A 15,534-nucleotide genomic window follows, 5' to 3' on the forward strand; every position below is an offset into this window, starting at 1 on the left:
ACATGGCATAAAATTTTTCGTGATATGCAACCATAGATAAATGTTTGACCATAAACACAAAAAACCCGACACAGAATGTCTTCTGTGCCGGGTGATGATGGCTGTTTGTTGGTATCAGAAGTGCTCAGTCGATGTTGAACGACAGCGACTTGACCTGACGGATGGCCGGGTTGGCGCGCAGCTTGTCCAGCACCTCTTCAGACACGGGACCATCGACGTAGAGAAGTGCGATAGCATCGCCGCTTTCCTTTTCGCGGCCCAGCTGGAAGTTGGCGATGTTGACGCCCGCTTCACCCAACGTCATGCCCATGAAGCCGATCATGCCGGGCACGTCGGTGTTGGTGATGTAGATCATGTGCTTGCCAACATCGGCATCCATGTTGATGTTCTTGATCTGGATGAAGCGTGCCTTGCCATCCGAAAACACCGTACCGGCTACCGAACGGACCTGATTTTCCGTCTTCACGGTCACCTTGATGAAGCCATCATAGACGCCGGTCTTGTCGCGCTTGACCTCGGAAAGGATGATGCCCTTCTCCTTGATCATGATCGGGGCAGAAACCATGTTGACGTCGGCCACCTGCGGACGGATGAGACCTGCCAGCAGCGCGGATGTCAGCGCCTTGGTGTTCATGTTGGCGGTTGCACCATCGTAGAGAATTTCGATTTCCTTGGTAGCGCTTTCCTGCACCTGACCCACGAAGGAACCGAGGACGTCTGCCAGCTTGATGAAAGGCTTCAGGCGTGGTGCTTCGTCAGCCGTGATCGACGGCATGTTGATGGCGTTGGAAACGGCACCCTTGACGAGGTAATCCGACATCTGCTCGGCAACCTGAAGCGCGACATTTTCCTGTGCTTCGGTGGTCGATGCACCCAGGTGCGGCGTGCAGACGACGTTTGGAAGACCAAACAGCGGGCTTTCCGTCGCAGGCTCAACTTCGAACACGTCGAAACCGGCACCGGCAACATGGCCGGACTTGATGGCGTCGGCAAGTGCAGCCTCATCCACCAGACCACCACGGGCGCAGTTGATGATACGAACGCCGGGCTTGGTCTTGGCGATGTTTTCAGCGCCCAGAATACCGCGCGTCTTGTCGGTCATCGGCACATGCAGCGTGATGAAATCGGACTGTGCGAGCAACTCGTCCAGCTCGACCTTGGTCACACCCATTTCCTGCGCACGCTCTGGCGACAGGAAGGGGTCGTAGGCCAGAACATTCATCTTCAGGCCAAGGGCACGCGAGCAGACGATGCCGCCAATATTACCCGCACCGATAACGCCCAACGTCTTGCCGGTGATTTCGACACCCATGAACTTCGACTTCTCCCACTTGCCAGCCTGCGTGGACGTGTCAGCGGCAGGAAGCTGGCGGGCGACGGCAAACATCAGCGCGATCGCGTGTTCGGCTGTCGTAATGGAGTTGCCGAACGGCGTGTTCATGACGATGATACCGCGGCGCGAGGCTGCTGGAATATCGACGTTATCGACACCGATACCGGCGCGACCGATGACCTTGAGATTGGTCGCGGCTTCGATCAGCTTTTCCGTCGCCTTGGTGGCGGAACGGATAGCGAGACCATCGTAATTGCCGATGATTTCGGCCAGCTTGTCTTTATCCTTGCCAAGCTTCGGCTGGAAATCGACGTCGACGCCGCGATCACGGAAAATCTGGACGGCGGTTTCCGACAATTCGTCAGATACGAGTACGCGAGGTGCCATGAGTTGGGCTCCTTGAAAATGGGTTTATTTTTGAGAATGAGGTATGAGCGGCCCTACCATAGCAGGGCCGGAATAGATTAGGCCGCAGCCTTGAAAACCGCAGCTTTCTGCGTTTCAAAAGCCCATTTCAGCCAAGGCATGACGGCTTTCATGTCAGCCGTTTCAATCGTGGCACCGGCCCAGATGCGAAGACCGGACGGCGCATCGCGGTAAGCGCCGATATCGAGCGCCACGTTTTCTTTTTCGAGAAGAGCAACCATGCCCTTGGCGAAATCGGCCTGTGCAGCTGCGTCCAGAGCTGCGACGTCCTTGCAGACGATCTTGAGGCAGACGGAGGTGTTGGAACGTGTCTCGTCAACGACCGCGAGATTGGCGATCCAGTTGTGCTCGGCCACGAAGTCGAAGATGACCTGGGCGTTGGCATCGGCACGCGCCATCAGGGCGTTGAGGCCGCCGAGGCTCTTCGCCCACAGCAGCGCATCGATGTAATCTTCGACGCACAGCATGGACGGTGTGTTGATCGTCTCACCGGTGAAAATGCCTTCGATCAGCTTGCCGCCAGATGTCATGCGGAAAATCTTCGGCAGCGGCCATGCAGGCACGTAGCTCGTCAGACGCTCGACCGCACGCGGAGACAGAATGATGACGCCGTGGCCACCCTCGCCGCCCAGAACCTTCTGCCAGGAGAAGGTCACGACATCAAGCTTGGAGAAGTCCATGTCCTGCGCAAATGCCGCAGAGGTCGCGTCGCAGATCGTCAGACCCTGACGGTCGGCCGGAATGAAATCGGCATTGGGCACTCGAACACCAGACGTCGTACCGTTCCAGGTAAAGACCACATCACGGTCGAAATCGATCGTGGAAAGATCAGGCAGAACGCCGTAATCGGCTTCAATTCTGCGAACGTCCTTCAGCTTCAGCTGCTTGACGACATCGGTGACCCAACCGGCACCGAAGCTTTCCCACGCAACCATGTCCACACCGCGCTCACCGAGCAGCGACCACAGAGCCATTTCAACGGCACCGGTGTCAGACGCGGGAACAATACCGATGCGATAATCGGCGGGAACATTCAGAACTTCGCGGGTGAGATCGATGGCCTGCTTGAGCTTGGCTTTGCCAACCTTGGCGCGATGCGAGCGACCGAGCGGTGCATCAGCGAGAGCGTCTAGCGACCAACCGGGGCGCTTCGAGCAGGGACCAGAAGAGAAATGGGAATTTTGCGGACGAAGGTCCGGCTTCGTAATCTGTGTCATCATGCTATCCTTCCAGATAGAAAGCCTCTCGTTAGGGAGAGGTGGCCTGCCGTCGTTGCTATTCTTCTCGTCCGGTCCGGTCAAGTGAAATATGTTGCAGCTGACAAGAATTTCGCACTGCGACCCCCCCGGCCAGACGCCCAAACAGCAAAAACCGCCCGCATCCAGCGTGGACGCGAACGGTTTATCTCTAAAGCTTGAACGTGACGGTTATTTGTAAACGGCAGGCTGAAGCGGAATGTCTGCGGGCGGAATATACTGGGCGGTATCGCAGCCGTTAAAGACGTAACGACCACCGACGCGCACTTCATGCGAGGTCAAACCCTTGTCGCGTCCTGGACCGACAGCACCACGGCCACCGAACATGTCACCACTGCCGATCTGCCGGAAACGATAACCAACATCGGCCTTGAGATTACACGTCACATCGATGGATGCGCCGGCCATCAATGCGTAAGCAAAGCGCCAATCACCCTTGCCTTCAAACTCGCAGCAACCGCTATCAAGTTTAACGGTATCCCACTTCACGTGTGCTCCACCGATACCCGCACCCAGATAAGGGGTAATACGACCGTATGTACCCAGATCGACATAGGCGTTGGCCAACAGGCTGTAGGCACGCAGCGACGAGCTGAAGTTGTCGACACCGCCGCCCGCTGCATTAGCTTGACCGTGATAGTCCGATTTTCCCATGTAGTCGAACGTCAAGTCCGTACGCAGGTAATTGTTGATCTGATAACCCACACCCGCGCCGAAGAGGAAACTGTCATCTGCCTCGGTTCTGTCGGATTGGATAAGAGTGTTCGTTCCACCGCTCGCACGGCTAAACTCGAAGCGACGCGCATCGTTGAACGAATAGCCGACATCACCACGAAGGTACCAGCCACTGGCTTCCTGAACGGCGACTTCAGGCGCCTGATCGGCAAATGCCGGAGGCGGCTCTTGATAGACATCGGCAGCAAATGCGGTATGGCTTCCAAATAAAACGGCAACAAGACCGATCAGGCTCTTTTTCATGATTGCGGCTCCATAAAAGGTAAAGCGCCCAGCGCGGCAAGACCCGTTAATTTGTTCATGCCTGAAATCTAAAGGAAAATGGTTAAATCACTCTTAAAAATCCCTATGTAGCCGCCTCATTTCCTAACATTTACGGTTAAGAGGCGGTGAATACAGGCTAAGCACCCTTTCAATGCGCGCGCGCCGGGCTTGGAAATATCTGCTTGCGATGCTTTTAAGTAATAATATCAATATAAAATAATGTTTCATTAGCTAATATTGTTGTGCCTATCGCAACAATCATACGACATCATCAGTACAAGCCCTGCGATGACTTGAAAGATCCAAGGTTTAGGGCAGCCATGATGCGCTGACCGGTCAGCAAAATAACTTTCCACACGACCGCGCGATGCATTCTCGCAAACATCACCGGAACGACTGCAGGATCGTCACGCCTTGAGCAGTACTTTGAACCACATTATCGAATTCCTCCGCATTCCAGATAACAATCCGGACCTGCTGAAGGCAAAATATCGCGCGTTTTGCAAGCAGATGCCGATGATGTACTTCATTCTGATTTCAAGCACGTGGGCGCTCGCGGCAACGCACATGTCCATTGCACCGGCGTTGCTAACCATCCTCGTTCCGTCTCTCTTCACATTGATCAGCGCCGTCAGAGTCGTGTTCTGGTGGACATCCCGCAAGCAGTCCCCGTCGGCAGTCCAGGCGCTTTCGGCTCTGAAACGCACACAACGCCTGTCCATCGGCATAGCAGCTGCATTCACACTCTGGTCTTTCCTGCTTTACCCCTATGGCAACGCCTACCAGCAATCCCACGTCGCTTTTTATATGGCCATAACGGTCATTTCCTGCATTTTCTGTCTGATGCATGTTCGCTCTGCCGCCTTTATCGTGGCGATCATCGTCAACGGCACCTTCATCGTCTTTTTCGCCACCACCGGCCAGCCGACTTTCCTCGCCATCGCGATCAACATTTTGCTGGTCAGTTTTGGCATGCTCGCGGTGCTGACTGTAAATTATGGCAATTTCGAACGAATGATCGTTGCGCAGCAGCAGACCCAGGCACTTAGCAACGAAAACCTCCGGCTGGCAAATATCGACAGCCTCACGGGATTGCCAAACCGCCGGGCATTTTTCCAGCACCTTTCAAGCGCATTCGAGTCCGCGAAGACCGGGAACAAACGGCTGGCGGTCGGCGTGATCGATCTGGACGGTTTCAAACCCGTCAATGACCTCTACGGGCACTCGGCGGGCGACCGGCTTCTGGTGGAAGTCAGCAACCGTCTCGGCCGGCCCGTCTCTTCATCAGACCTGTTTTTATCCCGTCTCGGCGGCGACGAGTTTGCGTTCGTCATCTCGGAGGTCGCTGACGATCATGACATCGTGGGAGACGGCAACCGCATGTGCGACCTGCTACGCTCGCCGTTCAACCTCCCCGACGCGACGATCATGATTTCCGGCTCCATCGGCATCGCCGTTTTTCCAGATCTTGCATCCTCGCCTGATGAACTCTTCGACCGTGCCGATTATGCGCTTTATCACGGCAAACGAAGAAAGCGGGGCAACAGCACGCTCTTTACGGCACAGCATGTGGCAGAAATTCATCGCGATGCGCGCGTAGAACAGACGCTGAAGCAGGCGGACCTCACCAGCGAACTCTCGACTGTCTTCCAACCCATTGTCGATATCGCCCAGCATCGAACAACGGGCTTTGAGGCATTAGCACGCTGGAACAGCCCGCATTTGGGCCAGGTCTCACCCGGCCAGTTTATTCCCATTGCCGAACGCGCGGGCATCATCGGAAGTCTCACGCGACCTTTGTTGAAAAAGGCACTCGACGCCGCCGTCAAATGGCCCGCCGATATTCGTCTGTCCTTCAATCTGTCGGCACAGGATTTAAACAGCTCGGAAGCCGTGATCGGCATCATTGCTATCATCGAGACGAGCGGCTTTCCCGCATCCCGCCTGGATCTCGAAATTACCGAAACGGCATTCATCCACGATACGTGGCAAGCACGGCAATCGGTGGAAATGCTGAGACAGATCGGCTGCGGTATTTCGCTGGATGACTTCGGAACCGGCTATTCCAGCCTCACATCGCTCCATTCCCTGCCGCTCACCAAGATCAAGATTGACCACACCTTCGTCCATGAAGTGCAAAGCAATCCGGCCAGCTACAAGATTGTCAAATCCGTGCTGATCCTCAGCCGTGAAATGGGGTTGGACGCTATTGTTGAAGGCGTTGAAACCGCAGAACAAATGGCTGTCATTCGCAATCTCGGGGCCACATTGGTACAGGGATATTACTTCTCTCGCCCCATGGCGGAGAGTGATATAGCCGATTTCCTGTGCGCGGAGGAAATATCGAGAGCCGCAGAACCGCTCGCTTCCTGACGGGCCGGGAGAGACCAACAAACCGCTGGCAGGAAAGTATTTTCGTTCCGGGCAAACCCTTTGGGCGCAAACCCTGAAACCAGTCCGGCCCCGCTACGCGTCGCATGCCCCATGCTAAATCTAGCTATTTCCTCGCCATGCAACTTTCGCTACGGTTGCAGCGAGACCGGGCGTAACGGACCGGTCTTGGGGCTCGTAACCCCTTAACTGGCGGCCGGTGTCGGCCGTGATGACACCCCTCAGCCATATATAATTATGGCTGAGGCGGTCCATTGTGACTATATAGCTCATCTGCCTACGGCCGGGGAGGCTCTGACGTATGTTCAAGGCGCAAGCCTAAAGGTCAGGGCGGTCGTCCAGTTACGGCTTACGAACTCCCCGGCCACCAGAGGTCCGTTTCCTCCGGTGGTCGATTTCCCGTTTCAACAAGATGGCGATGGTACTGCGCGTCTTTCGCGTGAGCACCTCTGCCGATGGGGAAATGCGATGGAATCCTATAGTTTTTGGGCCGATCTCTTACACACCTTCCGCATGATGTCCGATCAGGTGAAGGTCTTGCTCATCTACATGCCCTGCGTCTTCGCGCTGGGGTTTGCGGCGCTCTACCTCTATCATTTGCGTAAGCTCAATCCGCCCGTCTGGAAGGAGCCGCAGCCTTACACGCTGCTGCCGCCGGACAGGACGCCACCAAACGAGCGTGTTCAGCCCAGTCTGGAGCGCTTGCGAAGGTTGGACGACCGCATGGCCCAGATGAAAGGCGAGCGGGATATCGACCGCCTATAAGCGCCTTCTTGCCTAGAGCGTTTACGTACGAGATGGAAACGGCAAACCGACTATGCCGCCGTCTTCGCGTTCGATATCACACCGACGAGATCGTTGACGATACGCTCGACCTGCGCGCTATCATCGCCTTCCGCCATCACACGGATAAGCGGCTCGGTGCCGGATGGGCGAATGACCAAACGACCATTATTGGCCAGAGCGCTTTCCGCATCGGCGATAGCCTGCTTGACCACCGGGTTTTCCAATGGCTTGCCACCTGAAATACGGACGTTTTTCAGCAGCTGCGGCACCGGCTCGAACTTGCGGCAGACTTCGCTCACCGTGCGACCAGACCGCTTGACGCGTGCCAGCACCTGAAGCGCTGCAACCAGGCCATCGCCCGTCGTGCCATAATCCGAGAGAACGATGTGACCCGACTGTTCACCACCCACGTTGAAATCGTTGTTGCGCATGTGCTCGACGACGTAACGGTCGCCGACCTTGGTGCGCGCAAGCGTCAGACCCTTATCATCCAGGAAACGCTCAAGCCCAAGGTTGGACATGACGGTTGCAACGATACCGCCGCCGCGCAGGATATTGTCGTCAGCCCAGCTTGCGGCAATCGTCGCCATCAACTGGTCGCCATCGACAATCTGGCCGCGCTCGTCCACGATGATCACCCGGTCTGCATCACCATCCAGTGCAATACCGATATCTGCCCGGACCTCATGCACCTTCTTTTGCAAGGCATCGGGGTGGGTCGAGCCACATTCGAAATTGATGTTGGTGCCATTCGGCTCGTTACCGATCGTCACGACCTCGGCACCCAACTCCCAAAGCGCGGCAGGCGCGACCTTATAGGCGGCGCCATTGGCACAATCGATGGCAATCCTCAAGCCGCTCAAGGTCACGTCGCGCGGCAGGGTGCGCTTGACGAATTCGATGTAGCGATAGATGTCACCGTCCACGCGCTTGGCGCGACCGATTTCGTGCGGCTTGGCAAGCTGTGCGTAGATATCGCGGTCGAGAAGCTCTTCGATCTCGAGCTCTAACTCGTCAGAAAGCTTGTAACCGTCAGGTCCGAAAAGCTTGATGCCGTTGTCGGCAAACGGGTTGTGAGAGGCCGAAATCATCACGCCGATGTCCGCCCGCAGCGAGCGCGTCAGCATGGCAACCGCGGGCGTCGGGATCGGTCCGAGCAGAAACACGTCCAGCCCTGCTGCCGTGAAACCGGCCACCAGCGCGTTTTCCAGCATGTAACCGGACAGGCGCGTGTCTTTGCCGATCACCACACGGTGGCGATGCTGGCCACGTCGAAAAATCGTCCCCACCGCGATACCGACGCGCATCGCCAGATCCGGCGTCATCGGGAACACGTTGGATTCCCCGCGAATTCCATCCGTTCCGAAATAGCGACGTGTCATGTGAGCTCCAGATTGTTCCACGGAAGCGGCTGCGATCATACGCGCCACACCCTTTGTCCGCTCAATGCCATAAAAGGCTGCCGACAGCACGTCAATTACCGCTAACAGCCAATATATGTTGTTACCAAACCTCACGCGCTAACAAGACGTGCTGAAACGCAAAAGGGCCGTCCTGACGGACGGCCCTTGAATTTGAATTGCAAAGCAATCAGCGCGGCTGCGGCTCCATGCCGTCTTCGGCCTCACCGTTGTCCTTGGCTTCGGTCGGGCCGTCCTTCTTGGTGCCAGCCTTCGGCACAGCAGAACCACGACCACTCGGCGAATCGTCACCCAGATCACGCGCAGGCTTTTCGCCGCGGATCAAAGCCTTGATTTCCTCGCCCGTCAGCGTTTCATATTCGAGAAGACCTTCCGCAATGGCGACGAAGCCATCGTGATGTTCGGTCAGAATACGACGCGCTTCCGTATAGGCCTCATCAATCAGGCGACGCACTTCGGTATCGATCGTCTGTGCGGTGGCCTCAGAAACATTCTTCGACTGCGAAACGGAATGACCGAGGAACACTTCCTGCTGGTTTTCACCATAGGCGACCTGACCCAGAGCATCGGAGAAGCCCCACTGTGTCACCATTGCACGGGCAAGCTTGGTGGCCTGCTCGATATCGGACGAGGCGCCCGAGGTGATGTTTTCTTTGCCGAACGTGAGCTCTTCGGCGACACGACCACCCATCATGATGACGAGACGAGAGACCATCCACTTGTAGCTCATGGAATAGCGGTCGCCTTCCGGCAACTGCATGACCATGCCAAGCGCGCGGCCGCGGGGGATGATCGTTGCCTTGTGCAAGGGATCGGCCACCGGCACTTTCAGCGCCGTAATGGCATGACCGGCTTCGTGATAGGCCGTCAGTTTCTTTTCGGCCTCGGTCATGGCGGACGAGCGGCGCTCGGCGCCCATCATGATCTTGTCCTTGGCGTCTTCGAATTCCGCCATGGTCACGACGCGCTTGTTGCGGCGGGCGGCCATCAGTGCTGCTTCGTTGACGAGGTTCATCAGATCGGCACCGGAAAAACCGGGTGTGCCGCGTGCGAGGACCTTGAGATCTACATTCGGCGCCAGCGGTACGTTGCGCGCGTGAACCTTCAGGATGCGCTCGCGACCGACGATATCCGGGTTCGGAACAACGACCTGACGGTCAAAACGGCCTGGGCGCAGCAATGCGGGATCGAGGACATCTGGACGGTTGGTCGCGGCAATCAGAATGATGCCCTCATTCGCCTCGAAGCCATCCATTTCCACCAGCAACTGGTTCAAGGTCTGCTCACGCTCGTCGTTACCACCGCCGAGACCTGCACCACGATGGCGGCCAACAGCATCGATTTCGTCGATAAAGATGATGCAGGGCGCATTTTTCTTCGCCTGCTCGAACATGTCGCGGACACGGCTTGCGCCGACGCCGACGAACATTTCCACGAAGTCGGAACCGGAGATCGTGAAGAACGGCACATTCGCTTCGCCCGCGACTGACCGTGCGAGCAATGTCTTACCCGTACCCGGAGGACCGACCAGCAGAACGCCGCGCGGAATTTTGCCGCCCAGACGCTGGAATTTCTGCGGGTCACGCAGGAATTCGACGATTTCTTCCAGATCCTGCTTGGCTTCGTCGACGCCTGCGACGTCTTCAAACGTCACACGCCCATGCGCTTCGGTCAGGAGCTTGGCCTTGGATTTACCAAAGCCCATCGCGCCACGCGACCCACCCTGCATCTGCCGCATGAAGAACAGCCAGACACCCAGAATAAGGAACATCGGCAGGAGCGTTCCCAGATAGCTCAGGAAGCCTGACGAACCATCGCTTTCAGGACGCGCGTTGATGGCGACGTTCTTTGCCTGGAGACGCGCCAACAGGGCATCGTCAATCACGGGCGAATAGGTCTGAAACGCTGCATTGCTTTCGGTGTAGGTTCCGAGAACACGGTTTCCGGTGACGGTCACCTCACGGACGCGCCCTGCGTCGACATCACTCAAAAACTGTGAATAGGCGATCTCTCGTGACGCCGATTGTGACGGCGACGTCTGGAACATGCTGAACAACGCGATCAGCAACAGAGCGATCACTGCCCACAGGGCGAAATTTCTAAAATTTGGGTTCATCGAACTCCCCGAACTGCAACGTGCGAATATGCGCCCGCCATTATGTTGGGCTTAACATAAGGAGGACAGTTGCCGTTGCCAAGGCAGGCGAAGAGATGAGTTGCGATTTGCGGTAAAAACTCTGACAAAAATCGGTTTTACCGCCATTGGACCTTCAAACAGGCGGCCTGGGATAGGCAAATCGGCCGACAAGCCTCGCAATGGTATTCGCCAACTCGAAATCAAATCGTGTGAGAAAGAGATCATAAGGCGCAAGCCTGAATTGACTGGTCACCCCTGGCGGTGGCGTCAATGCTGGCGCATCGCCCTCCCCCCCGTAGATCGGCATCGCCTGCAAAGCGCGCTTGACGATGCCCGACGGAACGGAGGGCCCGACCTCATCCGGTATCGAGATGTCGCATGTGCCAAATCCGCGCACGGTAATATCGCTGCTCGACAGGTTGGTGATATCGAACCGTTCATCCCATCGGATGCTCGCCCCTCTGGCCACCGTCACATGGGGAATATCTCTGTTTTCGCGCATCAGAAAAAGGGTATCCCTGCGTCGCTCGAACACCACCCGGCTGGCCGTCACCCTGCCCTGCTCTCCGGCTTTGGCGAAGGCCAGAACTTTGTCCATGCTCGCAGCGCCCAAAGCGAACCGCCGACCACCGATGACACAGGCAAGAGCAGAAAGCGCATGTCGAACCGTTGTGGAGTTCCCAGCCAGACATCCTGCATCCAGCGCAACGAGCCCATAGCCGCAATATGTTGCGAATTGTTCGATGAGTCGGGCGGACTCCGATGACATGGCCAATCGGTTGATTGACTGATCAATCAACGTCCGTTGAGCCTCGCGAGGTGTGTTTCGCACCCGCACGCGTTCGTATGTCGCATCGTCATTGCTGGGGTCGTCGTACCATGATTGTCCCTGTGCAACGAGGAAGTCGCGAATGTCACGTCTTGTCACGGTCAGGAAGGGACGAAGGACCCAATGGCGCGCGTCGTAGAGCACCGCATCCGCCATGCCGGCAAGACCCAGATTGTCTGGTCGATCACTTCGGGCGCCGCGCATGGCGATCGTTTCCTGCTGATCACCCAAGGTGTGGCCGACGACAACCATATCGGCCTCGATCTCACCCGCGACCGTTCCGATCAACGCGTAACGCGCAACCCGCGCCGCCGCAGACAGTCCCGCCTTCGGCTTCTGCCCCTCCCAACGAAGAAGGTGATGCGGGACGCCAAGGGTCAGGCAAAAGGCCGCAACGCCCTCGGCTTCCTCCCCCGATTCAGGACGAAGCATGTGGTCGATCGTGACTGCCTGAAGAGAAATATCCTGCCTGCCGAGATCGCGAAGGGCCTGATGCAGCGCCAACAGCAATCCGGTGGAATCGCTACCGCCGGAAATGGCAACGAGAACACAGGACCGACTTGTAATTTTCTGGACAAAAAGCCGAGCAGCCTCAAGGGGTGCAACCGGCATCGCTGCGGACGACCTGCCATGGTCAGCGGTCGTCACCGGCTCAGCAGCTCAGGCGTTTTTGTTCGCTGGTAACCTTGCCCAGAACAGTCTTGGATGCGGTGGGGTAGCGCTTGGGCACTTCGCGAAGGGTCGCGCAGGCGGTTTCCTTGTTGTCGAGGGCGGCCAGCGACATACCCAGCTTCAGCAGCATTTCTGGCGCTTTTGGCGACTTGCTGTAGGTCTGGTGAGCGTTCAGAAACGTCTTGGCAGCATCAGTAAATTTGCCTTGGCTATACTGGGCTTCGCCCAGCCAGAAATTGGCATCCGCGGCTTTGGCACCCTTGGGATAGCCCTGGATATACTGCTCGAAACCCGTTTCCGCCGCCTTATAGTCACCTGACAGAACATGGCTGTAGGCCGCCTGATAGACATCGTTCTCGCTGGTGAGCGCCGCTGTGTTGACAGGATCGGTGGTCGTCGAACGGCCGGTCTCGACACCAGGCAACGTACCAGCCGAGTTATTGGCGTTCGGGTTCATCGAACCACCAACAGGCAGCCCACGCGAATCGAGCTCAATGGAACCGAGTGTGCTTTCACCCGGCGCCGCATTGCTGCGTGGCGCTGAGGCCAACGGGCCGGTACCCCGTTCGCTGCCGCCCATTGAAGCGCCGCCCTGGGACGGCGTTTCAATGATGGTTGCGACGTCATCCTGCGGACCTGCCGACGGAATCTCGGCTTCGGCCTTCTTCTTCGGTGCAGGTGACGCACCCTTGCCGCTTTCGAGTTCCTGGAAGCGGAACTCGTTGTCTTCCTGGGCTTTGCGGATCGTTTCCTGCATTTGCAGCAACTGGAAGCTCATTTCCTCGATACGGCCGTTCAGCTGACGAATCTGCTCCTCGAGTTGCTGGACACGATAGGCATCGTTTGCCTGCACCTTCACGACGGGTGCATTTTGCGTGTTCAACGTGCCGAAGGCCCCACCCGAGCCGAACAACGGCCCCGAGACGGCCGCGCCGCTCAAGCCGGTGAAGGCTGCAAGCCCCAGCATTCCCGCCACGACAAGTTTCTTCATGTTGCGTCCTGTCTGGTTGATTTGCGCCCCAACGACGCAAATCCGGATTTTTTCCATTTGGCGTAAAAAAGCAACTTAAGTTCGGCCAAACTATGGAAAAAAGAAAGGCGGCCCGAAGACCGCCTCTCAAACATGATCATACAATCGCGAGACCTTAGCGGGCACCGCCCAGAACGGTGACAGCGCGACGGTTCTGCGACCAGCAAGAAATGTCGTCGCAAACGGCAACAGGACGTTCCTTGCCGTAGGAAATGGTTCTCATGCGATTGGCAGGAACACCCTGCGAAGCGAGGAATTCCTTGGTGGCAGCTGCACGGCGAGCGCCCAGTGCGAGGTTGTATTCGCGTGTGCCGCGCTCATCGGCGTGACCTTCGACTGTGATGGCGTAGTTCGGATAACGGGCCAACCACTGTGCCTGACGCTGCAGGGTCTGCTGCGCGTCTGCGCGGATCGACGTGCTGTCGGTATCGAAGAAGATGCGGTCGCCGACATTGACGGTGAAGTCCTGGGCAGAACCCGGCGTCGCAGAGCCTGCACCACCACCAAGACCAAGTTCGCCGGCGCTGTTGGGCATGTTCTTCTTGTTGGCACAACCAGCCAGCGCAAGAGCAAGCGTCAAAGCGATAACAGCCGGGTTACGGGCAATTTTCTGCATCGGGCCGAGTGCCGAAGTGTTTGTACGGCTCATAGCCGGTCTCTCCTTAGAATTTCAGTAACGTTGCCAGACAATAACCGAATGCAGTTAATTGCCCCCAAACAATTATGGTTAACAGAAAGGAAATGTCCCGCTTTTTTTAGCGCCCTCACAACAACTTTGCAGCAAAAGGCGAGACAGGTCCCGGTATCACATGCGTAGAAAATATAGCGGCATGCTTGCAACATACCGCCATAATCGCGTTATCAATCCAGAAGCGGCGACCATGCCGGGTCGGATGCAAATGTCGGCGTCTTGATCAGCTGCTCGTTATAGCCGGTCAGATCGATGGAGTAGAGCTGCGGGCCACCGGAACCGGCTGCCTGACGGAAGAACATCAGTACGCGGCCGTTTGGTGCCCATGTCGGTCCTTCATTGTGAAAGCCCGAGGTCAGAATACGCTCGCCGGACCCATCCGGCTTCATGACGCCGATGGAGAACTTGCCGCCAGACTGCTTGGTGAAAGCAATCAGATCGCCGCGCGGAGACCAGACCGGCGTGGAGTAGGAACCATCGCCGAAGGAGATGCGGTTCTGGCCGGAACCATCGGCATTCATCACGTAAATCTGCTGGCGACCGCCGCGGTCGCTTTCAAACGCAATGCGCTGGCCATCGGGCGCATAGGACGGTGCCGTATCGATGGCACCCGTGTTTGTCAGGCGGGTCGTGGTACGCGAACGCAGGTCCATCGTGTAGATGTTGGCATTGCCTTCCTGCTGAAGGCTCATGATGACCTTCTGTCCATCTGGCGAAAAGCGCGGCGAGAACGTCATGCCGGGGAAGTTGCCGACGACTTCACGCTGTCCGGTTTCCAGTTGCAACAGATAGACGCGCGGCTGCTGGCCCTCGAACGACATGTAGGTCACTTCCTGACGGCTTGGCGAAAAGCGCGGCGTCAGAACGAGGTCCTTGGTCGTCGTCAAGTTGCGAACATTGAAGCCATCCTGGTCCATGATCGAGAGCGCACGCTTTCGGTCGGTCTTGGGACCGCTTTCGGAGACGAAGACGACACGGGTGTCGAAGTAACCCTTTTCACCCGTGACACGCTCGTAGATCGCATCGGCGATGATATGGGCCACACGACGCCAGTTTTCCGGTTGGGTGAAGAACTGCTGACCGCTCATCTGCTGACCGGCGAACGTATCCCAAAGGCGGAATTCGGCGCGCAGTCGGCCATCGGCTTCCTTCGTCACACGGCCCGTGACCAGTGCCTGCGCATTGATGACTTTCCAGTCCTCGAAACGGGGCTGCTGATCGGGATTGCTGATCTTCTCGATGAACGCATTCTTGTTGACGGGCGCAAACAACCCGGAACGCTGGAGGTCGGCCGCGATAACCTGCGAGACCTGCGCACCGATGCCGTCACCCGACATGAAATCGGTGATCGCGATCGGCAACGGCTGAACGTTGCCCTTGTTGATGTTGATTTGAACTTCGGCACTGGCCGGTGTGACCGCAACGAAAGACAACAGCATGCCAGAGGCAACCATCATCGCGCGCAGGAGAGAGAACTTGATCATTGAGACAAGCCTTTCAGCTTCATACAAAATTGGACATCGAATTGGGTGTGGTTTTTGTCATAGATCCCAAAACTGTCGG

The 15,534-nt window shown here is 57.0% G+C and carries 11 protein-coding genes; 2 read left to right on the forward strand and 9 right to left on the reverse strand.

What is annotated here, in order from left to right; genetic code table 11:
- Positions 1-124: 124 nt before the first annotated feature.
- From serA to EKM04_RS17230, 3 genes are all read right to left on the reverse strand, one after another.
- On the reverse strand, positions 125-1,720 hold the full coding sequence (serA, locus tag EKM04_RS17220) for a phosphoglycerate dehydrogenase (RefSeq protein WP_174153846.1): 1,596 nt from the start codon (positions 1,718-1,720) through the stop codon (positions 125-127).
- Positions 1,721-1,797: 77 nt separating this feature from the next.
- Entirely contained in the window at positions 1,798-2,976 is a 1,179-nt protein-coding gene (locus tag EKM04_RS17225) for a phosphoserine transaminase (RefSeq protein WP_174153847.1), read from the reverse strand.
- A 210-nt stretch (positions 2,977-3,186) separates the two neighbouring features.
- Positions 3,187-3,993 (reverse strand): outer membrane protein, encoded by an 807-nt coding sequence (locus EKM04_RS17230; RefSeq protein ID WP_174153848.1) that lies wholly within the window; start codon positions 3,991-3,993, stop codon positions 3,187-3,189.
- A gap of 537 nt (positions 3,994-4,530) precedes the next feature.
- Between EKM04_RS17230 and EKM04_RS17235 the strand changes: the two genes are divergently transcribed.
- Together EKM04_RS17235 and EKM04_RS17240 are read left to right on the forward strand one after the other, a co-directional pair.
- Positions 4,531-6,387, forward strand: coding sequence for a putative bifunctional diguanylate cyclase/phosphodiesterase (locus EKM04_RS17235; RefSeq protein ID WP_183896138.1), 1,857 nt, complete (start codon positions 4,531-4,533; stop codon positions 6,385-6,387).
- Between the two features lie 486 nt (positions 6,388-6,873).
- Complete coding sequence (locus tag EKM04_RS17240; protein WP_183895855.1) at positions 6,874-7,170, forward strand: hypothetical protein; 297 nt, start codon at positions 6,874-6,876, stop codon at positions 7,168-7,170.
- 50 nt (positions 7,171-7,220) lie between these two features.
- On the opposite strand, the gene glmM is transcribed toward EKM04_RS17240, so the two are convergent.
- The 6 genes from glmM to tolB all read right to left on the reverse strand — a co-directional run bounded on the left by glmM (position 7,221) and on the right by tolB (position 15,455).
- Positions 7,221-8,573, reverse strand: a complete 1,353-nt coding sequence (gene glmM, locus EKM04_RS17245) for a phosphoglucosamine mutase (RefSeq protein WP_174153850.1) — start codon at positions 8,571-8,573, stop codon at positions 7,221-7,223.
- A 208-nt stretch (positions 8,574-8,781) separates the two neighbouring features.
- Positions 8,782-10,728 carry an ATP-dependent zinc metalloprotease FtsH gene (gene ftsH, locus EKM04_RS17250; RefSeq protein ID WP_183895857.1) on the reverse strand — a complete coding sequence of 649 codons (1,947 nt, stop codon included), beginning with the start codon at positions 10,726-10,728 and terminating at the stop codon, positions 8,782-8,784.
- A 154-nt stretch (positions 10,729-10,882) separates the two neighbouring features.
- Positions 10,883-12,190, reverse strand: a complete 1,308-nt coding sequence (gene tilS / locus EKM04_RS17255; RefSeq protein ID WP_183895859.1) for a tRNA lysidine(34) synthetase TilS — start codon at positions 12,188-12,190, stop codon at positions 10,883-10,885.
- 40 nt (positions 12,191-12,230) lie between these two features.
- Positions 12,231-13,241, reverse strand: a complete 1,011-nt coding sequence (ybgF, locus tag EKM04_RS17260) for a tol-pal system protein YbgF (protein WP_183895861.1) — start codon at positions 13,239-13,241, stop codon at positions 12,231-12,233.
- 154 nt (positions 13,242-13,395) lie between these two features.
- Positions 13,396-13,929: a peptidoglycan-associated lipoprotein Pal gene (pal, locus tag EKM04_RS17265; RefSeq protein ID WP_174153854.1), complete on the reverse strand. Its 534-nt coding sequence runs from the start codon at positions 13,927-13,929 to the stop codon at positions 13,396-13,398.
- A 212-nt stretch (positions 13,930-14,141) separates the two neighbouring features.
- Entirely contained in the window at positions 14,142-15,455 is a 1,314-nt protein-coding gene (gene tolB / locus EKM04_RS17270) for a Tol-Pal system beta propeller repeat protein TolB (protein ID WP_183895863.1), read from the reverse strand.
- Positions 15,456-15,534: the final 79 nt, after the last annotated feature.

It is taken from the genome of Rhizobium skierniewicense Ch11 (assembly GCF_023757665.1).
Lineage (GTDB): Bacteria > Pseudomonadota > Alphaproteobacteria > Rhizobiales > Rhizobiaceae > Agrobacterium > Agrobacterium skierniewicense.